The 23,315-nt window shown below is 56.8% G+C and carries 21 protein-coding genes and 1 tRNA gene; 12 read left to right on the top strand and 10 right to left on the bottom strand.

Going from position 1 to position 23,315, the window contains the following annotated elements:
• Positions 1 to 282: 282 nt before the first annotated feature.
• Positions 283 to 354, bottom strand: a tRNA-Glu gene (locus HMJ29_RS19190).
• A 251-nt stretch (positions 355 to 605) separates the two neighbouring features.
• Between HMJ29_RS19190 and gap the strand changes: the two genes are divergently transcribed.
• The 6 genes from gap (at position 606) to HMJ29_RS19160 (ending at position 4,216) form a co-directional block, all read left to right on the top strand.
• Positions 606 to 1,613 carry a type I glyceraldehyde-3-phosphate dehydrogenase gene (gap, locus tag HMJ29_RS19185; protein WP_171593006.1) on the top strand — a complete coding sequence of 336 codons (1,008 nt, stop codon included), beginning with the start codon at positions 606 to 608 and terminating at the stop codon, positions 1,611 to 1,613.
• A gap of 268 nt (positions 1,614 to 1,881) precedes the next feature.
• Positions 1,882 to 2,295, top strand: a complete 414-nt coding sequence (locus tag HMJ29_RS19180; protein WP_171593005.1) for a diacylglycerol/lipid kinase family protein — start codon at positions 1,882 to 1,884, stop codon at positions 2,293 to 2,295.
• A 16-nt stretch (positions 2,296 to 2,311) separates the two neighbouring features.
• Positions 2,312 to 2,749 carry a diacylglycerol/lipid kinase family protein gene (locus tag HMJ29_RS19175; RefSeq protein ID WP_253805680.1) on the top strand — a complete coding sequence of 146 codons (438 nt, stop codon included), beginning with the start codon at positions 2,312 to 2,314 and terminating at the stop codon, positions 2,747 to 2,749.
• Positions 2,750 to 2,851: 102 nt separating this feature from the next.
• Positions 2,852 to 3,196 (top strand): translation initiation factor, encoded by a 345-nt coding sequence (locus HMJ29_RS19170; protein ID WP_171593003.1) that lies wholly within the window; start codon positions 2,852 to 2,854, stop codon positions 3,194 to 3,196.
• A gap of 69 nt (positions 3,197 to 3,265) precedes the next feature.
• Positions 3,266 to 3,799 (top strand): HPP family protein, encoded by a 534-nt coding sequence (locus HMJ29_RS19165; protein ID WP_171593002.1) that lies wholly within the window; start codon positions 3,266 to 3,268, stop codon positions 3,797 to 3,799.
• Between the two features lie 9 nt (positions 3,800 to 3,808).
• Positions 3,809 to 4,216 carry a DUF1622 domain-containing protein gene (locus tag HMJ29_RS19160; protein WP_171593001.1) on the top strand — a complete coding sequence of 136 codons (408 nt, stop codon included), beginning with the start codon at positions 3,809 to 3,811 and terminating at the stop codon, positions 4,214 to 4,216.
• 125 nt (positions 4,217 to 4,341) lie between these two features.
• On the opposite strand, the gene kdsB is transcribed toward HMJ29_RS19160, so the two are convergent.
• Positions 4,342 to 5,091, bottom strand: coding sequence for a 3-deoxy-manno-octulosonate cytidylyltransferase (gene kdsB, locus HMJ29_RS19155; protein WP_171593000.1), 750 nt, complete (start codon positions 5,089 to 5,091; stop codon positions 4,342 to 4,344).
• A gap of 256 nt (positions 5,092 to 5,347) precedes the next feature.
• Here kdsB and HMJ29_RS19150 point away from each other — a divergent pair, with 256 nt between their 5' ends.
• From HMJ29_RS19150 to rlmF, 4 genes are all read left to right on the top strand, one after another.
• Positions 5,348 to 6,376, top strand: a complete 1,029-nt coding sequence (locus HMJ29_RS19150) for a LysM peptidoglycan-binding domain-containing protein (protein ID WP_171592999.1) — start codon at positions 5,348 to 5,350, stop codon at positions 6,374 to 6,376.
• A 124-nt stretch (positions 6,377 to 6,500) separates the two neighbouring features.
• Positions 6,501 to 7,259, top strand: a complete 759-nt coding sequence (locus HMJ29_RS19145; RefSeq protein ID WP_171592998.1) for a TIGR02757 family protein — start codon at positions 6,501 to 6,503, stop codon at positions 7,257 to 7,259.
• 185 nt (positions 7,260 to 7,444) lie between these two features.
• The gene (locus HMJ29_RS19140; RefSeq protein ID WP_171592997.1) at positions 7,445 to 9,862 is read left to right on the top strand and encodes an endonuclease MutS2; all 2,418 of its coding nucleotides are present in this window, start codon (positions 7,445 to 7,447) and stop codon (positions 9,860 to 9,862) included.
• A gap of 184 nt (positions 9,863 to 10,046) precedes the next feature.
• A complete protein-coding gene (rlmF, locus tag HMJ29_RS19135) occupies positions 10,047 to 10,985 on the top strand; it encodes a 23S rRNA (adenine(1618)-N(6))-methyltransferase RlmF (RefSeq protein ID WP_171592996.1) in 939 nt (312 codons plus the stop codon).
• Between the two features lie 116 nt (positions 10,986 to 11,101).
• On the opposite strand, the gene murB is transcribed toward rlmF, so the two are convergent.
• Together murB and HMJ29_RS20755 are read right to left on the bottom strand one after the other, a co-directional pair.
• Positions 11,102 to 11,749, bottom strand: coding sequence for a UDP-N-acetylmuramate dehydrogenase (gene murB, locus HMJ29_RS20760; RefSeq protein WP_366670793.1), 648 nt, complete (start codon positions 11,747 to 11,749; stop codon positions 11,102 to 11,104).
• On the bottom strand, positions 11,716 to 12,129 hold the full coding sequence (locus tag HMJ29_RS20755; protein ID WP_366670791.1) for an FAD-binding protein: 414 nt from the start codon (positions 12,127 to 12,129) through the stop codon (positions 11,716 to 11,718). Before HMJ29_RS20755 ends, murB begins: the two co-directional genes overlap by 34 nt.
• Positions 12,130 to 12,375: 246 nt before the next feature.
• Between HMJ29_RS20755 and HMJ29_RS19125 the strand changes: the two genes are divergently transcribed.
• Positions 12,376 to 13,539: a hypothetical protein gene (locus tag HMJ29_RS19125; RefSeq protein WP_171592995.1), complete on the top strand. Its 1,164-nt coding sequence runs from the start codon at positions 12,376 to 12,378 to the stop codon at positions 13,537 to 13,539.
• A 147-nt stretch (positions 13,540 to 13,686) separates the two neighbouring features.
• On the opposite strand, the gene HMJ29_RS19120 is transcribed toward HMJ29_RS19125, so the two are convergent.
• Entirely contained in the window at positions 13,687 to 16,641 is a 2,955-nt protein-coding gene (locus HMJ29_RS19120) for a TonB-dependent receptor (RefSeq protein ID WP_171592994.1), read from the bottom strand.
• A 266-nt stretch (positions 16,642 to 16,907) separates the two neighbouring features.
• Here HMJ29_RS19120 and HMJ29_RS19115 point away from each other — a divergent pair, with 266 nt between their 5' ends.
• A complete protein-coding gene (locus HMJ29_RS19115; protein WP_171592993.1) occupies positions 16,908 to 17,699 on the top strand; it encodes a DUF547 domain-containing protein in 792 nt (263 codons plus the stop codon).
• Positions 17,700 to 17,778: 79 nt separating this feature from the next.
• Here HMJ29_RS19115 and HMJ29_RS19110 read toward each other — a convergent pair whose 3' ends face one another.
• The 5 genes from HMJ29_RS19110 to HMJ29_RS19090 form a co-directional block, all read right to left on the bottom strand.
• Positions 17,779 to 18,372 carry a methyltransferase family protein gene (locus HMJ29_RS19110; protein ID WP_171592992.1) on the bottom strand — a complete coding sequence of 198 codons (594 nt, stop codon included), beginning with the start codon at positions 18,370 to 18,372 and terminating at the stop codon, positions 17,779 to 17,781.
• A gap of 174 nt (positions 18,373 to 18,546) precedes the next feature.
• A complete protein-coding gene (locus HMJ29_RS19105; RefSeq protein WP_171592991.1) occupies positions 18,547 to 19,692 on the bottom strand; it encodes a BamA/TamA family outer membrane protein in 1,146 nt (381 codons plus the stop codon).
• A 167-nt stretch (positions 19,693 to 19,859) separates the two neighbouring features.
• On the bottom strand, positions 19,860 to 21,260 hold the full coding sequence (locus tag HMJ29_RS19100; RefSeq protein WP_171592989.1) for a sugar MFS transporter: 1,401 nt from the start codon (positions 21,258 to 21,260) through the stop codon (positions 19,860 to 19,862).
• 126 nt (positions 21,261 to 21,386) lie between these two features.
• A complete protein-coding gene (locus tag HMJ29_RS19095; protein ID WP_262922240.1) occupies positions 21,387 to 22,118 on the bottom strand; it encodes an aquaporin in 732 nt (243 codons plus the stop codon).
• Between the two features lie 115 nt (positions 22,119 to 22,233).
• On the bottom strand, positions 22,234 to 23,256 hold the full coding sequence (locus HMJ29_RS19090; RefSeq protein WP_171592986.1) for a hypothetical protein: 1,023 nt from the start codon (positions 23,254 to 23,256) through the stop codon (positions 22,234 to 22,236).
• Positions 23,257 to 23,315: the final 59 nt, after the last annotated feature.

Raw genomic sequence — 23,315 nt, 5'->3', positions numbered from 1 at the left:
TAGGAGCTAGCCTTTCTCGTGGCTCTGCTATTTCCGGCTGACTGCGTAATGGCTGGTTGGCTCAAACGCGTTTACGGCAGAAGTAATGGGGGCAATGGACTTGGCAAACCCGGACCTCCGAATGCTTAAGAAAAGCTACTGCCACTGCTAAAAAGGAGGGCACGGGCCAGCACGCGTACAATAGCGAAGCCGCCCCGCGTATCCTGCCATTGGGCAAAAAAGAAAACCCGCTCGTTGGGGGCAACGAGCGGGTTTCAGGAAGTTACCAAAACGAGTGGCGAGTAGTCCGTAGGGGAATCGAACCCCTGTTGGTAGAATGAAAATCTACTGTCCTAACCCCTAGACGAACGGACCATGTGACGCGGCCTTGTTTCGTTTTGATGGTGCAAAGATACAGCCCGCTTGATTCAGCGCAAGCGCTGACAGAAAGAAAAACGGCCTACGTAGAAAAACAGGCTGATTTTCAGCCGCAAAAATTTTCAAACCGTTTCACGGTGGCCTTGGTTTGTATCTGATTTGGCGAAGTACCCTGAGCCCGTTACCTTCGCCACGCGTTTTCACTCGGCCCTCTCAGGACCGATAACCTTCCCATTTCCCCAACAACTATGGCTAAAATCAAAGTTGCCATCAATGGCTTCGGCCGGATTGGCCGCCTGACGTTCAAAGCGCTCCTGCAGCGCGAGAACGTAGAGGTAGTAGCAATCAACGACCTGACGGATAACAAAACGCTTGCGCACCTGCTCAAGTTTGACTCAGTACACGGCCGCTTCAACGGTACCGTATCGTACGACGAGGAGAGCCTGACCGTAAATGGGCAGCGCATTGCCGCCCTCGCTGAGCGCGACCCCAAGCTGTTGCCCTGGGGCGACATGGGCATCGACGTAGTGCTGGAATCTACGGGCCGCTTCGTTGACGAGGCTGGCGCTGGTCAGCACCTCACCGCAGGCGCTAAAAAAGTAGTAATCTCGGCTCCCGCTACCGGCAACATCCCAACGGTTGTGCTGGGCGTTAACGAAGACATTCTTACCGGTGAGGAAACCATCCTCTCCAACGCTTCCTGCACCACCAACTGCCTAGCCCCGATGGCCAAGGTGCTGGATGATGCTTTCGGCATTGAGAAGGGCTACATCACTACGGTGCACGCCTACACCTCCGACCAGAACTTGCAGGATGCACCCCACAAAGATTTGCGTCGGGCCCGGGCTGCTGCGTACAGCATTATCCCTACCAGCACTGGTGCTGCCAAGGCCGTAGGCCTGGTGCTGCCCCAGCTGAAGGGCAAGCTGGATGGTATCGCTATGCGCGTTCCAATTCCAGACGGCTCTACCACTGACCTGACCGTGATTCTGAAGCGTGAGGTGACCAAGCAGGAAATCAACGACGCCGTGAAGGCTGCCGCTGAAGGCCCGCTGAAAGGCATCCTGGAGTACAGCACCGATCCGCTGGTAAGCATTGACATCGTGGGCAACCCCCACTCGTGCATCTTCGACTCGGAGCTGACTTCGGCCAACGGTTCGCTGGTGAAAGTAGTAGGCTGGTACGACAACGAAACCGGCTACTCTACCCGCACCGCCGACCTCATCCAGAAGCTGGGCGAAAAAATGAACGGCTAAGCTCTCAAGCTTTGGCGCTGTAAACTGCCCGTCTGAGCAATCAGGCGGGCAGTTTTTTGTGTCATTTGAGTAACCATGGCATAAAAGGTTGGTGTAAAACCCGCCACCACGGCTAAGGCACGGGCGGGTGCATCCGTTGGGTAAGGACAAATGGCACCACCTGCCGGCATAGTGGCCGGGGCGGGAGAAGGGCCAGGTAGATTCTGTACGCTGCCTTCGTTGCACCTATATTTACCCGCCATTCCACTATAACACCCTCTCACCGCTCGTGCGCATCTGTTTCATCCTGAACCCGACATCTGGCACCAACCGCACCCAGGATGTGCCGACGCTCCTTACGCGCTACGCCACAGCCGCTGGCGCCGATTTTATGATTCGGCTAACCCAGTATGCCGGGCACGCCGAAGAGCTGGCCCAGCAGGCGGCGCAGGAAGGTTGCCGGGTGGTGGTAGCCGTGGGCGGTGATGGTACCGTGAATGAGGTAGCCCGCGGGCTGCTGGGCACCAGCGCTGCTTTAGGCATTGTGCCGCGGGGGTCCGGCAATGGGCTTGCCCGGCACCTGCACATTCCCCTGGACTTGCCCGGCGCCGTAGCTCGGGCTTGCGCGCCCGCTTTTCAGCGCATGGACGTAGGCTACATCAACGGCCGACCGTTTTTTTTGTACCGCAGGCCTGGGGTTTGATGCGCACGTGAGCAAGATGTTTGCCCGCGCCGGTACCCGTGGCCTGAGCACGTATGTGAAGGTGGCTCTGCGCGAATACCGCCGTTACCAGCCCACCCCCATTGAGGTAGAACTTAATGACCAGCACCTCGAGACCAACTGCTATGTACTGGCCTTTGCCAATGCCGCTCAGTACGGCAACAACGCCTACATCGCGCCCCGCGCTGATATCCAGGATGGCCTCCTGGACCTGTGCCTGATTGATGGGCTCTCGTGGCCGCGGGCGGTGCGCGTAGGGCTGGGGTTGGCCTTAGGTACATTGCCTACTTCGGGCGGTGCCGTTTACCACACTAGCTGCCACATCACCGTAAAAGCCGCTAGGCCACTCGGCTTTCACGTTGATGGCGACTACGTAACCGATGAGACCGACTTTGTGGTTAGCCTTGCGCCGCTGGCGTTGGAAGTAGCGGTATAGACCGTAGTAAATTGATGAACAGGCGACGTAGCACCCAGCTAGGGGCACATCTTTCCCATCGATTTCACCATTTCGCCTTTCATAAATTCTCAACTTGCACCCATGAAAGCTGACAAGAACCGCCGCGAAGGTGTGGTATATTCCACTAACCCCGATTTTGAGTACCAGCAGAACGGTAACGAGGAGGCCGTAACCCTCCCTCCGCAACAGCAAAACTTGCGCGTGCAGCTTGATAAAAAGTCGCGGGGGGGTAAGCAGGTAACGCTCATCACCGGCTTTGTGGGCCAGGATGCGGATCTGCAAACCCTGGGTAAGTTGCTGAAAACCAAGTGCGGGGTGGGTGGTAATGCCAAAGACGGAGAAATCCTGATTCAGGGCGACTTCCGCGATAAGGTGCTGGCCGTATTGCTGGAGCAGAAGTATAAGGCCAAAAAGGCGGGGGGCTAGGCCACCCGAAAGTGGCGCCAGGGTTGTAACCCCCTGCACCCTAATGGCCACAGCCCGCGTAGGGAAGGTATGCCTGACTCTCAACCGCTAGCTGCTGCTGCTGATGCACTTGGGCCGGGTCGCCCGCGGCTGAGGCGCAAGGGTGAGTTGCTGCTAGCCTTATTGCCCACTGCCACCGTGTTGCTGATGCTGTGGCTTCTGGAGTTGCTCAGCAACCAACGCTTGCTGTTTGCTGCCCTCGCGTCGAGTGCCTTTCTGATTTACCTTGACCCGGGGCACCACACGAACAGCACGCGCACCCTGGTGGTAAGCCAAATGGGGGCGGCGGCTATTGGGTTCGCGCTGCACGCCTGGATGGGCCCCGGCTATGTAGGGGCTGCAGCCTCTATGGTCCTGACCATTGGGCTTATGATTGGGCTCGATGCCATGCACCCACCCGCCGTAGGTACCGCGCTGAACTTTGCCTTTCGGGCCGGGGGCGGAGAAGGCAATTTGTTATTATTTGGGCTAGCGGTGGGGTTGGTGGTGGTGTTGGTTATTGTGCAACGAGGAACGGTGTACCTGTTAAAACGCCTATCCGCTAGGCCAGTCGTCTCCACCTAAATTCCCCTCATGGAAAAACAGACTATTCACTCTCTCGCTGAATACGGGGTAATTGAAGCCGTGCAATGGCTCAAGCTGGGCGTAGAGACCATTGGGGCATTTATTATAGGCCTTGGAATTCTGGTGTCGGCGTGGCTTTTTCTGAAAGCCTTGCTAGCGCGTCGAACGGCAGATTTCACGGCTATTCGGCTTACCCTGGCCCGGTACCTGGCCCTAGCGCTGGAGTTTCAGTTGGGCGCCGATATCCTTTCTACGGCCATAGCTCCTAGCTGGGAGCAGATTGGCAAGCTCGGGGCCATTGCCGTAATCCGGACGGCGCTGAACTTCTTTCTCTCCAAAGAAATGAAAGACGAGCGCGCTGTGACCTCAGAAAAGCATATAAACCGGCGTGCAGAAGGAAGTACAGCGCAGGAGTAGCCTCCATTCCTAGGCCACTGTTTGCAGTAAGAAGGATTAAGTCAGGTGGTCTCCGCACCCCATCGGGTTGTGTTTGAAGCGGCAGCCCGCGTTTAACAAGACTATGAAATCTGGTTACAGCCGGTTTATGATTGTTGGGCCAGGTAGCGTAGTGCCCGCTCCACGTCCTCGGGCGTATCAATGCCTATTGTTTCCAGCTCCGTTTCGGCCGTGAGGATGCGGTAGCCATGTTCCAGCCACCGGAGTTGCTCCAGGCTTTCAGCGAGTTCCAGCGGCGAGGGAGGGAGTTGGGTGATTTCGGCCAGCACATCAGGGCGGTAAGCATAGAGGCCGATGTGGCGCAGGTAACGGTGGTGCTCCCGCCACGCCGGCTGCGGCTGCTGGCGCTGAAAGGGCAACGGATGGCGGCTGAAATACAGGGCGTGGCCTGTGGTATCGAGCACTACTTTGGGCAGGTGGGGGCTGAAGAGTTCCTCATCAGTAAGCACTGGCTTTACCAGCGTAGCCAATTGTGGGGGCTGAGCCAGCGTAAAAAGCTGGATCAGGGCATCAATTTGCGCTGGATGAATGAACGGTTCATCTCCCTGGATATTAATAACGCAGTCGGCCTGCACATCGAGCTGCTGGTAAGCATCCCACACGCGGTCGGTACCGCTGGGGTGGTTGGGTGAGGTAAGCACGGCCTCGCCCCCAATGCTGAGTACATGCTCCAGAATTCGCTCATCATCAGTGGCTACTACCACCCGGCTGAGGCCTGATTGCTGGGCCTGGCCAATTACCCGCTGAATCATGGATTGGCCTCCCAAATCAACCAGAGGCTTGCCAGGCAGGCGGGTAGAAGCAAAACGAGCCGGAATGATACCAATTGCGTGCATGGGCAGTGAGTAGAAGGCGAGGGGAATAGGAGCGCAAAAAAGGCGAAAATTACCGACAGACGCCTGTATTGCGCCGAAGTACATGAATAGTGCCGGGCCGCCCCGCTACCTCTGGATAATGACCAATAAAAAACTGCTGCTATCCTAAATGGTGTCGGGGACTTGGCAGGATTCGTTAACTTTCGGCAGTATTTAGGCAGTTGGCAGCTTTTCTTAACCTACTGTGCTGTTCTGCCGCCTTCCGCGCTTTGTGTCTATGTCCAGAATTTCGTTGCTGTCTGTTGCCTTTGTTTTTTCAGGTTTCTCCGCTTTGGCTGGCCCCCGGCTGGTAGCCCCTCCAGACTCCATTGGGGTTGAGTACCGTAACAACAAGATTCTGATTAAGCACCGCGTAGCGCCCGGCGAAACCCTCTATGGATTATCGAGGCGCTATAAAGTGCCAGTTGATGAAATCGTAGAATTTAACCCCACAGTGAAAGGCGCTCTGGTGACCGGCCAGGTGGTGCTGGTGCCGCGCAACCGTGTGGTGTTGACGCAGCCCGCCACGGCGGCAGCTGCTCCGGCCATTTCGGCGGCAGCTCGGGCCTTACCTACCGATGCTCACGGCAACCACATCTACAAGGTAGGGGCGGGGCAAACGCTTTACGCTGTGGCGCGGCGGTTCAGTACTACGCCCGCTGAGCTGGCTCGGCTCAATGGCTTTGCGCCTAACTACAACGTGCGCACTGGCCAAACCCTGATTATAGCGGCCGGCACTGCCCGACAGGCGGCAGCTAATCCGGCTTCGCGGCCCGCCCCTCCGGTAGCCACCCGTCCGGTTCCGGCGCCAACAGCCCGCCCAGAGCGCACTGATGATACCCGCGACGCCCAGGAACGTGAGAACCGGGCTCGCGCCAAAGACTCTGCCATAGCAGCGCGCCAGCCCGCGGTTCCGAAAGAAGCACCAGTGAAGGAAGCTCCCGCCCGGGAAGTGCCGGAAGAGAAGGAGCGGGCCCCTGAGCGCGCCAGTGAAGTAGTGCGACGGGTGTCAGAAAGTGGCCTAGCTATGGTAATTCCTACCGATGCCTCCGATAAGTACCTGGCCCTGCACAAAACTGCTCCGGTGGGCACTATTATGGAAGTGCGCAACATCATGAACGGCATGTCAGTGTACGTGCGCGTGATTGGCAAACTGCCCGACACGGGTGAAAACTCCAACGTACTTGTGCGCCTTTCTAAGCGGGCAGTGCAGCGCCTGGCCACTCCCGATCAGCGCTTTCGGGTAGAAACCAATTACGTGCCATAGCGGTGAAATGGTGGGGTAGTAATTTAGTGAGTTTGACGTTCGGCTTGTTCTACTTGTGCGGTCTAGGTCACTGGAGCATCAAACTAGCCAACTTACCAAATCACTATTTCACCAACACCCTAGTATGAATCACGCGCAAGTCCGTGCCCTACTCGACGACCGCTATCAGCACTACGATCAGCCGGCTTTTATTCAGGCTGACCCCATTAGTATTCCGCACCGGTTCTCGCAGCGCCAAGATGTGGAAATCAGTGGGCTGTTTGCGGCGCTGCTGGCCTGGGGGCGTAGGCCTACCATCATAAGCAAGTGCCTGGAGCTAATGCGCCGCATGGACGACGCGCCCTATCAGTTCATTACCCAGCACCAAGATGAGGACCTGAAAGGCCTGTTGGGCTTCTGCCACCGCACTTTTTGCGACACTGATCTACTCTATTTCGTGCACTGGCTGCGCTGGTTTTATGGCCAGCACGACACGTTGGAAGATGCTTTCCTCATCGGTAGCACCCAGAAGGAGCGCCTCGAAAATTTCCATAACCTGTTTTTCAGCCTGGATGACGCTCCTCAGCGCACCCGCAAGCATGTAGCTACGCCGGCCCGGGGCTCAGCCTGCAAACGCGTAAATATGTACTTGCGCTGGATGGTGCGCCCCGACAACCGTGGTGTAGATTTCGGCCTCTGGACCCGCCTCTCGCCCGCCGACCTCATCTGCCCCTGCGACGTGCACGTGGAGCGCGTTGCCCGCCGCCTAGGCCTGTTGGACCGCAAGCAAATGGACTGGCTGGCCGCCGAGGACCTGACGGCTCACCTGCGCAGCTTCGACCCCACCGACCCCGTGAAGTATGACTTCGCGCTGTTTGGACTGGGAGTAGAAGGAGAAATGTAGCCCCTAATGAGGAGATAATAAAGAGAGGACGTGAGGTTGTATAGATGTACACCCTTGACGCCCGTATACCTCTCGCTTTTACCTTTATTACCTCATATCCCATTTATTGAATCTTTCCCGCCCTCCGGAGTGTTTATCTTCGCATTCTCTTCTGAACACATTGTCCTAAACAAGGAACACCTGATTTGATTCTTCCTAATAATTTCGAGCAGAAAATTGGCTTCACGCAGCTGCGTGAGATGCTGGAGGGCTTGTGCCTCAGTGCTCTAGGCCGTCAGTTTGTAGCCAAGATGAGCTTTCAGTCGAAAGCCGATCAGCTCCAGAAGCTTTTGCTCCAGACGGATGAATTCCGTCAGCTGCTGAGCAGTGGCGCTGATTTTCCCAGCCAACACTACCACGATGTTCACCCGTACCTGGTGCGGGCCAATATACCCGGCAGCTACCTCGATGTATCCGCCTTCTTCGCCGTGAAAATGAGCCTGCGCACCATCCGGGAAGCGCTGACGTTCTTTACCCACGCCGAGGAAACCCTCTACCCAACCCTGCGCCTGCTGGGCATTGGCGTGCAGGTAGACCGCAACCTGCTGGCCGCCCTCGACAAAGTAGTGGATGACGAAGGGCAAGTGCGCGAAAATGCCTCGCCGTTGCTCAGCCAGATTCGGCAGGAGCTCATTAACCGCCAGGGCCAGCTGCGCAAACAGATTGCGGGCATCCTGCGCCATGCCCGTCAGGAAGGCTGGGTGCCGGAAGGGGCTGAGCCCACTATTCGGGGTGGCCGTTTGGTGCTGCCGGTTATTGCCGAGCACAAGCGCCGCGTGAAGGGCCTGATTCATGACGAGTCGGCAACGGGGCAAACGGTGTTTATTGAACCGGAGGCTGTATTCGAGCTCAACAACGACATCAAGGACCTGGAAAATGCTTTCCAGCGGGAGCTGATCCGCATTCTGACCCAACTCACGGCCCAGTTGCGGCCCCATATTCCGGACCTGCGCAAGGCGTACCAGTACCTAGGCCTGCTTGACTTCATTCGGGCGAAGGGCCGCTTAGCACAGCAGCTGGAGGCTTCGTTGCCGGAGCTGCATCCGCGCCCGATGATCCGCTGGAAACAGGTGCGCCACCCGTTGCTCTACCTTACATTCTTAGGCCACTCCAAGGACGACCCACGCGAAGTAGTGCCCCTGGATATTGAACTGACGCCGGAGCAGCGCATTCTGCTTATTTCGGGTCCTAATGCCGGGGGTAAATCGGTGAGCATGAAAACGGTAGGCCTAGTGCAGTACATGCTGCAGTGTGGCCTACTGATTCCGGCCGGTGATGGCTCAGAGGCGGGGGTGTTTGAGGATGTTTTCCTGGATATTGGGGATGAGCAGAGTCTGGAAAACGACCTAAGCACGTACTCTTCGCACCTGCTGAATATGAAGCAGTTTGTGACCCTGGCCAACAAGCGCAGCCTCATTCTCATTGACGAGTTTGGCACCGGCACCGAGCCGAGCCTGGGCGGTGCCATTGCCGAGGCCGTACTGGAGCAGCTCAACCGCGCCCGCGCTTTCGGGGTCATCACCACGCACTACACCAATCTCAAGAACTACGCTGAGCGGACCGAAGGCATTGTGAACGGAGCCATGCGCTACGACCCCGACCAGCTGCAGCCGCTCTACCGCCTGGAAATTGGTAAGCCGGGCTCCTCGTTCGCCATCGAGATTGCGCGCAAGATTGGCTTGCCCAAGCAGCTGGTAGAACGTGCTACCCAGCTCGTGGGGAAGGACAAAATCCGCTACGACCGGCTGCTGGAAGGTCTGGAGAAGGAGAAGACTGAGCTGGAACAGCGCACCGCTGAAGCTGGAAAAGCCGAGAAGCGTCTGAAAAAAGCTGCTCAGGAATATCAGGACCTGAAAAAGTACCTCGACGATACCACGCTGGAGGTGTTGCGCGATGCTAAGGCCAAGGCCAAAATGCTGCTCCGCGACACAAATCAGCAAATCGAAGCTACTATTCAGGAAATCCGGTTAGGCCAGGCGGAGAAGGAGCGCACCAAGGAAGCCCGCGGCAAGCTGGATACGTTTGTTCGTGAGAAGCTCCAGATTGAGCCACCCAAGGCCCGGGCAACCCGTGAGCTGGCTGATGCCACCTCGCTCAAACCCGGCGACAAAGTAGCCCTGATTGGCCAGGAAGGGCACGGTGAAATCATGAGCGTGAAGGGCAAAACGGCGGAGGTTTCCTTTGGCGGCATGAAAACGCTGGTGAAGATAGGCCAGCTGGAGAAGCTCACGCGCTCGGAAATCCGGGAGCGGGAAAAGGAGGCTGCCCGTCGGGCCCCGGCTCAATATTCCGGCTTCGATACTACCGGTAAGATGTCGAGCTTCAGCCCCACGCTGGATTTGCGCGGGGAGCGGGCCGAGGATGCCTTGAACAAGATCATGGCTTACGTGGATGATGCTGTAATGCTGGGCGTGCCGGAAATAAAAATCCTGCACGGCCGTGGCAACGGCGTACTGCGCCAAGTAGTACGAGACTACCTCCACCGCATCCGCGCCGTAGCCAGCGTAGCCGACGAGCACGCCGACCGCGGCGGCGACGGTGCTACAATTGCCGTATTGAAGTAAATTTGCTGATTAGCTAGCCTAAATTCATTGTAGGCCAGTCTGCAAGCAAAATAGAACGTCATGCTGAGCTTGCCGAAGCATCTCTACCTCTGGCTAACCATATGCTAGGCCAATATGAGGTAGAGATGCTTCGGCAAGCTCAGCATGACGTTCTTGTATATCTAAAATTCCTGTTTCTGAACATATGCACCCCCGCAACCCCCACAACGCCCGCTACGACTTCCCTCAGCTCCTGAGCACCAGCCCGGAGCTGGCCGCCTTCGTGGTGCCCAACCCAACCGGCGACAGCAGCATTGATTTCGCTAACCCGGCCGCCGTAAAGGCCCTGAACCGGGCGCTGCTGAAGCAGTTTTACGGGGTGGCTTCCTGGGATGTGCCCGCGGGTTACCTCTGCCCACCCATCCCCGGCCGCGCCGACTACATCCACTACGCCGCCGACCTGCTGGCGGCTGACCATGGTGGCCTAGTTCCCCGTGATAAGGCAGTGCATGTGCTGGATGTGGGTGTGGGGGCCAACTGTGTGTACCCCATCATTGGGTCACAGGCCTATGGCTGGCGCTTTGTGGGTTCAGAGGTTGACCTGGTGGCGCTGAAATCAGCCAGAACAATGGTGGCCGTAAACCCTAAGCTTGCGGGGAAAGTTGAGCTGCGTCAGCAAACCCACGCTGCGTTTGTATTCGAGGGTATTGTGAAGGCGCGCGAAGAGTTTGACCTCGTAATATGCAACCCGCCATTTCATGCCTCAGCCGCCGATGCTGCCGCGGGCAGCCGCCGCAAAGGGCGCAACCTGGGTTACGCGAAGTCGCCGGAGCCGGTGCTGAACTTTGGCGGGCAGAATACGGAGCTGTGGTGCGAAGGCGGTGAAGAAGGATTCCTGCGCCGTTTTGTGGAGCAGAGTGTGCCTTTAGCGGCACGCGTGTTGTGGTTTTCTATTTTACTATCGAAGAAGGAAACCCTGCGCAGTGCCTATTACTTCCTCCAAAAGGCTGGCGTGGATGAGGGTTCTATCCGAACCATCGAGATGAAGCAGGGCCAGAAAACCAGCCGCATTGTAGCCTGGACGTTTCAGGATGACGAGCAGCGCCAAGCCTGGACTCAGCGCCGTTGGAAAACGGTAGCCTAGGCCAGTCTGCATTCCTATGAAACGCGTCATTCCGAGGGCAGCGCGGAATCTGAGTAGGCCTAGAGGCTAACATCAGATTCCGCGCTGCCCTCGGAATGACGCGTTTCGAGCAGCTACTAAAGAATGTTTACCTCGGGATGCAGCTCAATACCAAACTTCTCGCGCACAGAAGCAATAATTTCCTGGGCCAGGTCGCGGATATCAGAGCCTTGCGCGCCGCCGTGGTTTACCAGCACCAGCGCCTGCCGGTCATGCACGCCATGGGCGCCGCGCCGCTGACCCTTCCAGCCACACTGCTCAATTAACCAGGCGGCGGGCACCTTCACGCCGCCCGGCACAGGGTAACCCGGCAGGTCGGCGTAGCGAGCTTTCAGCTCGTCAAACTTTTGCTGAGAGATTTCGGGGTTCTTAAAGAAGGAGCCAGCGTTACCAATCTGGGCTGGGTCGGGGAGCTTGCTGCGGCGGATGTGCATGACGGCCTCGCTTACATCGCGGGGCGTGGGCTCACCACCAATACCCAGATCTTCGAGGGTAGTTTGGATGGCGCCGTAGCTCACGTTAAGGCGGGCCTGGCGGTGCAGCCGTAGCACCACACTCGTGACGATGTACTGGTTTTTAAGCGGGCCTTTAAACACGCTTTCGCGGTAGCCAAAGCCACACTCTTCCCGGGAGAAGGTACGGAGCTGGCCCGTGTGCACTTCCAGTGCCTCCAGCTGCTCAAATGTATCCTTCAGCTCTGCACCATAGGCCCCAATGTTTTGCAAGGGGCCGCGCCTACGGTACCAGGGATAAGGGAGAGGTTTTCAATTCCGCTCAGCTCCTGGTCTAAGGTGTATTGCACCAGCCCGTGCCACGACTCACCGGCCCCGGCGCGCACCAGCGCGCTGTCTTCATCCTGGCTTAGTATCTCCAGGCCCCGAATCTCATTCTTGAGCACCACACCATCAAAATCCTGCGTGAACAGCAGGTTGCTGCCGCCGCCCAATACCAGCTTCTCCGTTTGCTGCACCTCGGGCATTGCCAGCAAGGCCCGTAACTCATCGGGGGAGGTAAAGCGGGCAAAGAGCCGTGCTTTCACGTCCAGGCCAAACGTGTTGTAAGGGCGCAGGGAAACGTTTTGTTCGAGAAGGGGAGCCGAAGCCATAGTAAGGGAGGAGAATGATGGGCTGGCAAAGGTACGGTGTCGAAAGCAGGAAACAGGTAGCTAGGCCACCACTGGAGCGGCCAGGACAAAACACGGCAATATTTAAGCAAGTTGTAACCCAACCCCGGCTACAGGTGCGTATGTACGCTTAGCTTCCATTGTTTTATCACTAACTAGAGTCCTGTTCCTGCCGATGGTCTACTTGCCACCGACGGGGGCTGCTACTTCGCTCTTCCCCTGGCACTCATGCATCTCCACGAAGTCGTTAGTCCTGCCCAGGAGCAGGAGTTTCTTTCGTTTCCTGTCCGGCTCTATCAGCACGATCCTAACTATATCCGGCCGCTTGACCGAGACATTCAACAGGTTTTCAATCGGGAGAAAAACAGGTATTTCCGGCATGGTGAGCTAATCAGGTGGCTACTGGTTGATGAGAGCGGAAAAACGATTGGCCGGGTGGCTGCCTTCATCAACGAGCGCACGGCCCGCACCTTTGAGCAGCCTACCGGCGGTATGGGTTTTTTTGAATGCATAGATGATCAGCGGGCGGCCAACTTGCTGCTGAATGCGTGTCGTGAATGGCTGGTTGCCAGGGGGATGGAGGCCATGGATGGGCCCGTTAACTTCGGCGACCGGGACCAGTGGTGGGGGCTGCTCATTGATAACTTTGGGCCGCCGCTATACGGCCAAAACTACAATCCCCCCTACTATCGTCGTCTGCTCGAGGCCTATGGGTTTCAACTCTACTTCAACCAGTTTACCTATTTCAGAAAGGTAGCGGCGCCGCTCTCGCCCCAGTATCAGCAGCAGGCCCAGCAGTTGCTTGATAACCCAGCATACAGCTTTGAGCACATGCGCCTGCGTAACCTGCCCAAATATGCCGAGGACTTCCGCCAGGTATATAACAAAGCCTGGGTGAAGCATCAGGGAGTAAAAGAGATGACTGTGGAGCAGGCGCACAACATTATGCGCAAGCTGCGCCCGGTTCTGGATGAGAAAGTGTGCTGGTTTGCATACTTCCGGGGCGAGCCAATAGGCTTTTTCATTGCTCTGCCGGAGCTCAATGAGCTGTTTCGCTACGTAAATGGCAACCTTAACTGGCTGGGGAAGCTTCGGTTTGCCTTTTACCGCTGGCGGGGCGCCGTGCGTACGCTTACGGGCATCGCCTTTGGCATTACGCCCGAACACCAGGGCATAGGCCTGGAAATGACCTTTATTTTGGCGGCCAGCAAAGTAGTTCAGGACCGGCACAAGGTGCAGTACGAAGACTTTGTAATGAACTGGATCGGTGACTTCAACCCCAAAATGATGAGCGTGGCTGAAAAAATAGGGGGCTCTATTTGGCGTACCCACGCCACGTTCCGCTGTCTGTTTGACCGAAGCAAGGAATTTAAACGTGCCGAAATTATTTGAGGTGTTACCAGTTGAGGTAGTCGTCAAGACAGCCTCTTTAGTGGGTTTCAGCCCAGAAACAGAAGGCCCTACTCGCTAGCGAGTAGGGCCTTCTGTTTCATCAAAATATCTCTGGCCTTGGCTGACTATCAGCCGGCCGAAGACCTACTAGAACCGGTAGGCCACACTGGCAGTGATATTACGCGGCAAGATAGGGCGAACCAGGTTATAGGCGTTTTGCGCGTTGGTGTTGCCGTTGGCCGCGGTGGCGTTGAGGTAGGTGGTGGAGAAGTTCTCGCCATTACGGGCGGCGGCGTCGCCAAAGCCAATCTTGTTCAGCAGGTTCGCGCCCTGCACGCGCACCTCCAGACCTTTTAGCAGGTTCTCGCCCCCAAATACGTAGCCTAGGCCACCATACAGCACCCCATAACTAGGCAGCTCAATGGTGTTGCGCTTGGTAGCATAGCGCTTACCAAACCAGCGGTAGTTGCTAAACACCGTGAAGCCGCTGCGCGTGTACTCTCCGCCCCCCTCCAGCAGCAGATCAGGAGTGTCTTCCAGGCGGTTGCCTTTAAGGTTGACGGTCTGGCGCTGGGCCTGCATGGGCGGATCAAGGGGCACTGTGATGTTGAAATCCTGGTAGCGGGGGCGCTGAGCCGTGCCAATGCCACGCAACGTGAGGCCCTGCACTGGCGAGTACGTGGCTTCCAACTCCAGGCCCCGGTTGTCTACTTTGCCGCGCTGCTGCACCAGCGTAAAGCTGCCATCGGGGTTCGAGACCTGGACCGTGAACGGGATGTTGTCGTTCTGGCTGTAGAAGGGCACCAGCGAGACACCTACCTGCTTGGTGGCTACTTTTAAACCGGCCTCGGCCTGCAACACGCGCTGTACTTCGCCCCGTAGCGTACTATTGCCGGATGCATCGTTCAGGTCAACCCCGTAGGCCCACTGGTCGTTGGTGGGGGCTACGCCGGCTTTGCTGAAACGAGCGTAGGTAGCCAGTTGGTCAGAGAACTTGTAGTTGGCGCCCAGTGAGTAATTGAACGTGCTAAAGCGGTAGTCCCAGGTGCGGGCGTCGCTGGTGTTCTGCAAAAAGCGGTTGTCGTAGAGCGTGCGGTACTGCCCGTCTAGGCCACCATTAGAGCCACCATACCGGTTAGCTGCCGAAGGAGCACCTACGAAGCGGGTGAACTGAGCATCGGGGTTTACCAGAATAGCAGTTTTAGGCGAGCTGCCCTCGGCGTGGCTGGTTTCCAGGCGGATGCCGCCATCTATGCGCAGCTTTTCAGTGGCCTGCCATTCATCACCGGCGTAATAGCTCAGTACCTGCGTAGTGTTGCGGGAGTTGAACAGAATGCCATCGGCGTAGCTGTAGTACAGAAAGCCGTTATTGGTGACCTCAATGGGCTGGCCCCCAAACAGTGCCTGTCCGGTGGGGCTGGCAGTACTTAAGGTTAAGTTCAGCAGGCGCGGACGGTTTGAGACTTCCTGCACCACCAGGTTATAGCTCAGGCGCTCCTTTATGGTATACCGGCTGGCGTAAAAGCCGCCGGTAAGCTGGTGTTTGCCCACACTCTTTTGCAGACGCAGGTTGTTAATGGCGTTGGTAGCGGGCTTATCATCGGGGAATATACCCGCCAGATTCACCAGCCCGTTGCCATTCAGGGTGTTGATGTCGACGGGCTGTCCATTGTCGGCGTAAGTGAACTGGTAGCCGGTGGCCCCCAAGGGACGGTAGCCGGCCAGAAACTGGTTAGCAAAAGCTGCGCCCGAAACCGGAGGCTGCAAGTCATACACGCCATCGGTGCTCAGGTTGGCATCGAGCAGGCGGGCGTTGTCGGTCAGGGTAAAGCCGTTGCCCAGCTCAATGAATACCTCCGATGAAATAGACTTGTAGCGCGTATGCTGCCCATCAGCCAGGTCGCGGGAAAGACTACCCTGGCCGTTGTTGAAGGGGTTAGGAATAGTGGTGCGGCGCTGGTACTGCGACTGCATAGTGCCGTACCGGAAGCCGGGGCCGCCCGGAATCTGTTGGGGGTCGTTGAGGTTCTGGTAGGGTACGCTGGTATAGTAGGCCACCCGATCGTTGAGGTATTTGCCGTATAGCCGCACGTAGCCGTTTTTGAGGCCGTAGGTCACGTTGGCTTTCACGCCGCCGCCCACGTTGGCGGGGTAGCCAGCATACTTCTGGCCCACGTCGTAGCGGTAGAAGCCCCCAATGTTGAACTTAAGCGGAGTGCCCGCAATGGGGCCGCCCACGTTGGCATCAACGCGCTGCAAGCCAAAGAGCTGGCTGGCGCCGGTGCGGTCGGAGTGGAAACCCTGGTCGCCGCCCGTGAGCTTCACGATGCCGCTAATTTTGGGCGTATTGCCGGTTTTACTTAGAAAGTTGACGATACCGCCGGGGGCGTTGTTAGCAAAAATGCTGGCCGAGCCTCCGCGCACCACTTCCAGCCGACTGATAGTTTCATCGAGGCGAAAGTGAATGTCGGTTTTGGCGAAGGTCAGGGAGCCTACTTCTAGCAGCGGTAAGCCATCTTCCATCAATTGCAAAAAGCCAAAACCTGCTTCGGCATTAACTGGCAGGCCGCGCGGCGACACGCTGTTGGCTGCTTCGCCACCGTCGGAGTTTACCCGGAAGCCTGGCACAGCCATGAGCAGGTCGGCGGTGCCCCGGGCTACCCGGTTCTCAATTTGCCGGTTGCTAAGGGTAGTAATAGCCGTGGAGCTTTCCAGCTTACTCTGGGGGTTGAAAGTGCCGGTTACTACCACGCCGCTCATCTGCAGCGGGTCTACGCTGAGGGTGGCATCAGCCGTTACCGATTCATTGCCAGGCCCGATGGTAATGCTTTGAGACGCATTGCGGTAGCCAAGGTAGCTGGTAACCAGCATGTAAGTGCCCGCAGGTACCCCACTGATTTCGAACTGCCCTTGAGCGTTGGTGGCCGTGCCTTTGCTCAAGGGCTGGAGCAGTACAGTTACACCCACCAAGGGCTGGCCGGCCTCATCCCGGACTTGGCCGCTAATGCGACCTGCATTCTGGGCCTGCACCGTGCCTAGTGTGAGGCCAGCCAAGGCCAAGGAGGGAAGCAGGCGCGGAAGGATAGTAGAGGCTTGGAACATGCAAATAGGGTTGGGTGAGAAAAGTGAAAGTGGCACTATTTAGCCGCCAGCAGGTACGCGACAGGCAGGCCTGCGGATTGCGCTGGAACTGAAAAGAGGACTGGTTTTTTGTCAACGTCAATCAGATGTTGAGGTTGCTTCTCATTACGTTTAAGTAAGTGGCGGACGTTCATGGTTTTACGCACGAGAAGATAATGAAATCCGGAACCCCGCGCTTTGCGTAAATTCACGCCGGCCAAGTGGCCGGATAATTCTCCCTCTGTTGCATGAAACTTCTCTCTCGTTTTGCCTTTTTGGCTCTGCTCTTTCTGCTTCCTTTCACTGGAGGCTGCCAATATGTGCGCTATTTTACTCCGCTCAATCCTTCCAATTCCAGCAGCAAACCCGTTAGTCATGCCGCTTTTGATGCTCTGCTGAAAAAGTATGTTGATGCCCAGGGCATGGTAAACTACTCCGGTTTGCGCGCCGATAGTGCTGCCCTGAATGGCTACCTCAAAACCGTCAGCGACAATCTGCCCAACAACACGTGGAGCAAGCAGGACCAACTGGCCTACTGGCTTAATGCTTATAATGCTTTTACTCTCCAGCGCGTGTTGCGCGCCTATCCGCTCAAGAGTATCAAAGACCTGGGTGGCGATAAAACGCTGGTAAACACCGTCTGGGACCAGAAGTTTATTCGGCTCGGCAAGGATAAATACACGCTCAATGACATAGAGCAGCGTATTATCCGGCGGCATTTTGATGATTACCGGGTGCATTTTGCGCTGGTTTGCGCAGCCATGTCGTGCCCGAAGCTGCGGCGAGAGGCCTACGTGGCCAGCCGCCTGAACCAGCAACTGGATGAGCAGGGCGTGGATTTTGTAAACGACCCCACCAAGAACAAGCTGATGAATTCTAAAGCGGAAATCTCCAGCATCTTCAATTTTTATCCCGGCGACTTCAAGAAGGATGGCAACTCCATCCAAAAGACCATTAACCGCTACGCCAAGCAGAAGATCAGCCCCGAAGCCTCGTTAACTTACATGAACTACAACTGGGCGCTAAACGAACAAAAATAGAAGCGGCGTACCTGTAAAACAGTAAAAAGGCTGCCCTCCAAGTAGGGTAGCCTTTTTTTGTGGTTGATAAGCCATGGGTTTACCGCTGGTGTTGTTGTTTACCCCAAGGAAACAGGCGTGGTACGCGCTGCTGATAACGGGCATAGGCTTCGCCGAATTGGCGCAATAGCTTACGCTCTTCCAGGTTGGTGCCAATCAGTAAATAAAGAAAGGTGCACCCTACAAAGGAGGCCCGCGCAGTAGTAGGACCCAGGAAAAGAAATCCTGTGAGCCCCAACACCAACCCTAAGTATAACGGGTGGCGGACTACACCATTTAGGCCGTTAGTAGATAAAGCGGGTGGAGGCAGTTTGCCTCTCACGTAGCCCCAACCCAGAAACTCACTTAGGTCGTAACCCCGTAAGGCGGCTATGGCCACTAGTAGCCCGAGCCCTAGCAGGAAGTAGCCAACCCCTAAAAGCAGCGGGTCGGGCCGAATAAGCCAGGTTTCTGGCAAGCTCAGCTGGTAGCGAAACACCAAGAGAAACAGCCAAACGGAAAGCTGATTGTAGGCGAGACGATAGAAGCGGAAGGCACGCGGCCAGCGCTTTTCCACGGCTTGCTTCACCCACAGAGTGGCCAGCGCACTATGGAGAGCATAATACAGCGCCCAGAAAAGTGTGAGAAGAAGCATCAGGGGGTATAGTAAAAAGGTGCAAGTCAACATTGATACCGCTACTGCACAGAGGTAGCTTGCTGAGATACTCCTAACAGTTCAGGTAGTTGTAGCTACTTGAGCGTTGACTGCTGGGTTTGCTTTTTCTGATCTTAAGAACATAGCTGTTAAGCGATACACAGCTGGGTCAGTTTAAAAAGCCTCTCCAATACTGAAGTAGACCCCCGAGGAGCCAGCTCCGCGCCCGTAGTCCAGACGGATGTTGAGGCGGTCTTGGCGGTTGAAGGCAAAGCGTAATCCTGCGCCAGCGCTGGCTTTGGGAGCCCGTTGCACCAGTGCGCCCACTGTGTTGCCTACCTGGCCTAAGCCACCAAACACCACCCCATTAAAACGCCAGAACAGGTGACGGCGCAGCTCTGCCTGCACGGCCAGTAGTTGCCGGTCGCGGAAGCGCCCTTCGTAGTAGCCGCGCAGGGTTTTGTCGCCGCCCAGGTTGGCTAGCTCCCGGAAAGGGGTGTCACCACTCTGAAACTGCCCGATAATCTGCGTGGCCAGAATGGTGCGGGTGCCTTCACCCAATGGCTGAAAATGGCGGGCATCAACTACAAACCGGCTAAAGCGAAAGTCGCTGCCCAGGGCCCGGCCATTGAATAAAGCACCAAGCTCCAAGTAGTTGCCTCTGTAGGTGCTCAGCACATTATCGCGGCCATCATACAAAAACGAGGGCCCGATGCCTGAAATGCGGGTATCCTGCGTGTATTCTCGCGCGGGGCGGTCGAAGAGGCGGCTGCGGTTGGGGTCCTGGTCAATGCCTTCGTTCAATTGCACATCGCGCAGGTTAGTAAGGCGGTACTGCCCGCCCACAAACACATTAGGCGCTACTCGCTTTAGAACCCGCTCATTGAAAATGAAGACTTTGTACTCAATAATAGACTTATCGGCCAGGCGGGTGTCAGGCCCGAAGCCGTAGTAGTTAATAGGAAACTTGTAATAGTAGCTGGCTTCGCCGGTGAGCAGGAAGGCCTCGCCCAGCGTAAAAACGTTGTGAGTGAGCTGCAACAGGCTCTGGTTTTTCTGAGTGCGCCAAGCTACCAGCCGGGCGTTGGATTTGCGCACGGCAGTGTCTTGCCCGAAACGCCACACAGGCAGCACGGCCAGGCCATAGCCCAGGCCAGTTTCGGGTTGCGAAAACACGATGGGCAGCGGAATAAAGCTGGGCTTCTCGCGCCGAGGCTGGGCTGGAGCAGCGGCCGAATCGGGGAGGGTGGGAGCCGGCACTACCTGAGCCTGAGTGGCGCTAGCTATTCCCAGAAAAATGAGCGAGTAAATGTAGCGCATGGAGAGGCGTAAAGCGAGAGGGAAAAGTGCAGAAGCTACGCTAAGACCGGGCTCAACGGATTGGGAAATTCGGAGAAAGGGTGAGCCGCTTAAAGCCACAGTGGGCAGCCGAAGTCTCAAGAACACGACTTCGGCCGCCCACTGTGGCTACTTCGCAAAGGGAATTGCTACCGCACCCGGTATCCGCTCAGGGAGTAGAACAGCAGGTAGGCATAGCACAGTGCAGGCAGTACAAAAGCTACCCGTAGGCCACCTCCGTGCGTAGCAATAAAGCCCATGAGTGGCGGAATAATGGCCCCACCTACAATAGCCATGATCAGGTAAGACGAGCCCTGCTTTGTGAACTTGCCTAAGCCAGTAATAGCCAGCGGAAACACCACTGGCCAGATGATGGAGTTGCAGACCCCGCAGAGCACCACCAACCACAGAGCGGTTTCGCCGTGGTTGAAAATAGACAGAAGCACGAACAAAGTACCCGCGGCACATACACCCACGAGGAGTTTGCGGGCATCAAAGCGCGTGAGCAGCGGAATTCCAATGATACGGCCCACCATAAGCCCAAACCAGTAGGAAGAAACCAGCACGGCGCCCACGGCTTTCGTGAAACCCGTGGTGGTATCAATAGGGTCGGGGTTGTTGCCGAACAGGGCCGCGGCCCAGTTGGTGACTACACTCAGGCCGCGCACCAGCTCTTGCGTGAAGCCGCTTAGCTGGCTGATGTTCTGCGACTCGCCGTAGCGGATAATGAAGGAGCCAATACCCACTTCTACGCCCACGTACATAAAAATAGCCACCACCCCCAGCGCCAGATGGCGGAAGCTGAGGGCCGAGCTACGGCCTGTTTCGCTGGCAGCCTGGGCGGCGGCAGCTTCTTCATCGGCGGGTATGCTCTCAATTTCTGGCAGGCGCACCAGGAAAAACAGTGCCGCTAATACCGCCAGGAACACAGCCAGCCCGAGGTAAAGCGGCTTAACCAGGGTAGCCTCCTGCGTCAGGCGCTGCTCAAGGGGCAGCTGAGCCAGGCGCGCCTTCAGCACCGCCGAGCCACCGAACAAAATCAGGCCTCCAATAAGTGGCGAGATGGTACCACCTAGCCCGTTGGCCACCCCCACAATGCTCACCCGGCTTGCTGCCGTGCGCGCCGGCCCCAGCACCGATACGTAGGGGTTAGCTGCCACTTGTAGTAGGGTAATACCCGCTCCTAGTAAGCTTAGCGCCAGCAGAAACAGCCCAAACGTGCGGGAGTTAGCCGCCGGTACAAACAACAAGGCGCCCAGGCCCATTACCAACAGGCCCAGCACAATACCACGCTTAAACCCGAGCTTTTCCAGCAGCCGGCCTGCGGGCAACGACATCAGAAAATACGCCCCAAAGAAAGCCGACTGCACCGCCGACGACTGTAAGTCGGTGAGCTGGCAGACGTCCTTGAGGTAGGGCATCAGCACGTCGTTGAAGTTGGTGACGGCCCCGAAGAGAAAGAACAGGGTGGTCATCAGCACCATGGGCCCGGTGTACGACTGGGTGGTGCTGGGTGCCGTGGTGGGAGAAGAGGTAATGGGAGCAGCCATATGAGGCGGGGTTGAGAGAAAAAAAGCCGACCATGGGGCCGGCTAAGCAATGCTACGGAGTTTTTGTGAGAAATGCAGCGAGCAGGCAAATGCCAAGGGCAAGCCCGTTCGGTAGGAAATACTGACTTAAAGAGAAGCTTTGGTGGCTTCAGCCGCAGTGGCAGGCTGCGTCAGAAACTGCCAGGTAAATACGGCGGCCAAAGCGCCCAGCGTAGGTGCCACTAAATACAGCCACAAATGCTCCAGGTGCCCTGAAAGCAGGGCGGGTGAAAAGGAGCGGGTCGGGTTCATGGAGGCGCCGCAAATAGGCCCCGCAAACATGGCTTCCAGCAGCACCACTCCACCAATAGCCACGCCCGCGAACAGGCCCTGCTCTTTCGAGCCGTAGGCCACATTCATGATAACCAGCATCAGGAAATAGGTTAGAATAAACTCCAGCACAAACGACTGCAGTTCGGAGCCAGCCGGAAGGGTAGCGCCCAGCAGGGCGTTAGCGGGGAACAGAAACCGCAGCGTAGCGCTAGCCAGCACTGCTCCCAGCAACTGACTCAGAACATAGGGTAGTAACTCCCTGACTGGAAATTTGCGCGCTGCCGTGAAAGCAATGGATACTGCCGGGTTAAAGTGAGCTCCTGAAATTGGCCCGAAGGCGTAAATCATAGACGTGACAATGAGCCCAAACGTGATGGCAATGCCCACGTGCGTTATAGCGCCATGGCTTTCCTGATTGATAACAATGGCCCCGGTTCCACAAAAAATAACAGCAAAAGTTCCGAGTACCTCGCTAACGTATCTCCTCATGAATCTTGCTCTTTGACACAGGATTGGATAGAAATGGCAACAGAAATATGGTGGCACTCCACCTAAAAGTGGTGAGATGCGGCTACCGCTACCTATGCGCGCAGAGTTTTTACGCTACACCTGCTCAAAGTGGATTTCTTGGGTTACCAGCTGCAAATACGGGGTTTTCTGGCTACAGCGGAAACTGCCGGCGCAGCTGTTGGTAACCAGGGTGGTCGTCGAGGCTGGTGAGGCTCTCAAACATGCTGATGAAAGTGCGCACCAGCTCCGGATCAGCAGATTGCATAGCGCGTGTTTCGGCCACCCTATCAAGGTTATACTGGCCTAGGAACACTACCAGCGCCCGAAACGGCTCTTTGGCCTCGGCATTGAAGCGGATGAAAAGCTGCAGCGGGAGCACCGGCAGGTGCTGGTGCGGCTCTAGGCCAGCAGCCCACTGCTCTTGATGTTCTGAAAGGGAGGTGAACATTTCCTGAATCTGGCGCAGGGTAGAAAGGTGCTGCTCCCGGTGCTCGTTCCAGTACTCTTCCGTAACCGGGCTTTCAGGATGGAACTGCTGCCATACACCCTGCACAAAATAGTGCAGGTGGCCATGCTGGTCACGGGTAGGGGGCACGGCATCGGGCACCTCATCGGCGGCGAGGGTGGCTAAGTAAAACTCCCGGGCATCGCGGGCGCGTTGCAGCAGCAGGTCGTGAATGCGGTTGGTGAGGGCCCGCATTTCCCGCTGATTAAGTGGCGGATGATGGTGCCGAGCGTAGAAGCTGCCAATGGCCGCCGAGTCGGTCATGATGGCCAGGTATTCGCTGTCAGCGGCCTCCGTTAGAAACGCCTCTATTTCGCACATAATCGGCTGGAAGCCCTTGTACATCTCCCGCGTGGCGTCGCTGATGGTCACTACGGCGGTTTTGATCTGCTCTTCCACCGTGTTGCTGCTCACCACCAGCTGCCGGGTTTCATGCACCAGCTCCTGCATCTGGTGCATAGCCTGATCTGTTTTGCGGGAGGCATCATCCGCCGATTTCCAGCTCTGAAAAGCCACAAACAGGGCCAGAAAGGAGGCCACGCTACCCACAATGGAATATTCGCCGCTTAGTGCTTCATGCGCAGTAAGCCCCACTACGGCCAGCGTCAGAAACAGAATGAGGTAAAAAAGGGAGCTTTTGCTCGGATCAAAGAGGAAGGAGGGGCGCACAGGCCTAGAGACGCAAAAGGTGCTCCTAGCGTTGGAGTAGTTACCTAATGTAAGTAGGT

The sequence above is a fragment of the Hymenobacter taeanensis genome (assembly GCF_013137895.1).
In the GTDB taxonomy this organism is placed as follows: Bacteria; Bacteroidota; Bacteroidia; order Cytophagales; family Hymenobacteraceae; genus Hymenobacter; species Hymenobacter taeanensis.
Note: the sequence above shows the minus strand (reverse complement) of the source record. Positions and strands in the feature narration are given on the sequence as shown.

Bases quoted from the DNA above. Each gene is read 5' to 3' on its own strand.
- HMJ29_RS20755 (WP_366670791.1), bottom strand. From the start codon at position 12,129: ATGGCTTCGGCTCCCCTTCTCGAACAAAACGTTTCCCTGCGCCCTTAC.
- HMJ29_RS19160 (WP_171593001.1), top strand. From the start codon at position 3,809: ATGGAAAAACAGACTATTCACTCTCTCGCTGAATACGGGGTAATTGAA.
- HMJ29_RS19165 (WP_171593002.1), top strand. From the start codon at position 3,266: ATGCCTGACTCTCAACCGCTAGCTGCTGCTGCTGATGCACTTGGGCCG.
- HMJ29_RS19175 (WP_253805680.1), top strand. From the start codon at position 2,312: ATGTTTGCCCGCGCCGGTACCCGTGGCCTGAGCACGTATGTGAAGGTG.
- HMJ29_RS19170 (WP_171593003.1), top strand. From the start codon at position 2,852: ATGAAAGCTGACAAGAACCGCCGCGAAGGTGTGGTATATTCCACTAAC.
- kdsB (WP_171593000.1), bottom strand. From the start codon at position 5,091: ATGCACGCAATTGGTATCATTCCGGCTCGTTTTGCTTCTACCCGCCTG.
- HMJ29_RS19120 (WP_171592994.1), bottom strand. From the start codon at position 16,641: ATGTTCCAAGCCTCTACTATCCTTCCGCGCCTGCTTCCCTCCTTGGCC.
- HMJ29_RS19105 (WP_171592991.1), bottom strand. From the start codon at position 19,692: ATGCGCTACATTTACTCGCTCATTTTTCTGGGAATAGCTAGCGCCACT.
- gap (WP_171593006.1), top strand. From the start codon at position 606: ATGGCTAAAATCAAAGTTGCCATCAATGGCTTCGGCCGGATTGGCCGC.
- rlmF (WP_171592996.1), top strand. From the start codon at position 10,047: ATGCACCCCCGCAACCCCCACAACGCCCGCTACGACTTCCCTCAGCTC.
- HMJ29_RS19145 (WP_171592998.1), top strand. From the start codon at position 6,501: ATGAATCACGCGCAAGTCCGTGCCCTACTCGACGACCGCTATCAGCAC.
- HMJ29_RS19115 (WP_171592993.1), top strand. From the start codon at position 16,908: ATGAAACTTCTCTCTCGTTTTGCCTTTTTGGCTCTGCTCTTTCTGCTT.
- HMJ29_RS19150 (WP_171592999.1), top strand. From the start codon at position 5,348: ATGTCCAGAATTTCGTTGCTGTCTGTTGCCTTTGTTTTTTCAGGTTTC.
- HMJ29_RS19110 (WP_171592992.1), bottom strand. From the start codon at position 18,372: ATGCTTCTTCTCACACTTTTCTGGGCGCTGTATTATGCTCTCCATAGT.
- HMJ29_RS19125 (WP_171592995.1), top strand. From the start codon at position 12,376: ATGCATCTCCACGAAGTCGTTAGTCCTGCCCAGGAGCAGGAGTTTCTT.
- HMJ29_RS19100 (WP_171592989.1), bottom strand. From the start codon at position 21,260: ATGGCTGCTCCCATTACCTCTTCTCCCACCACGGCACCCAGCACCACC.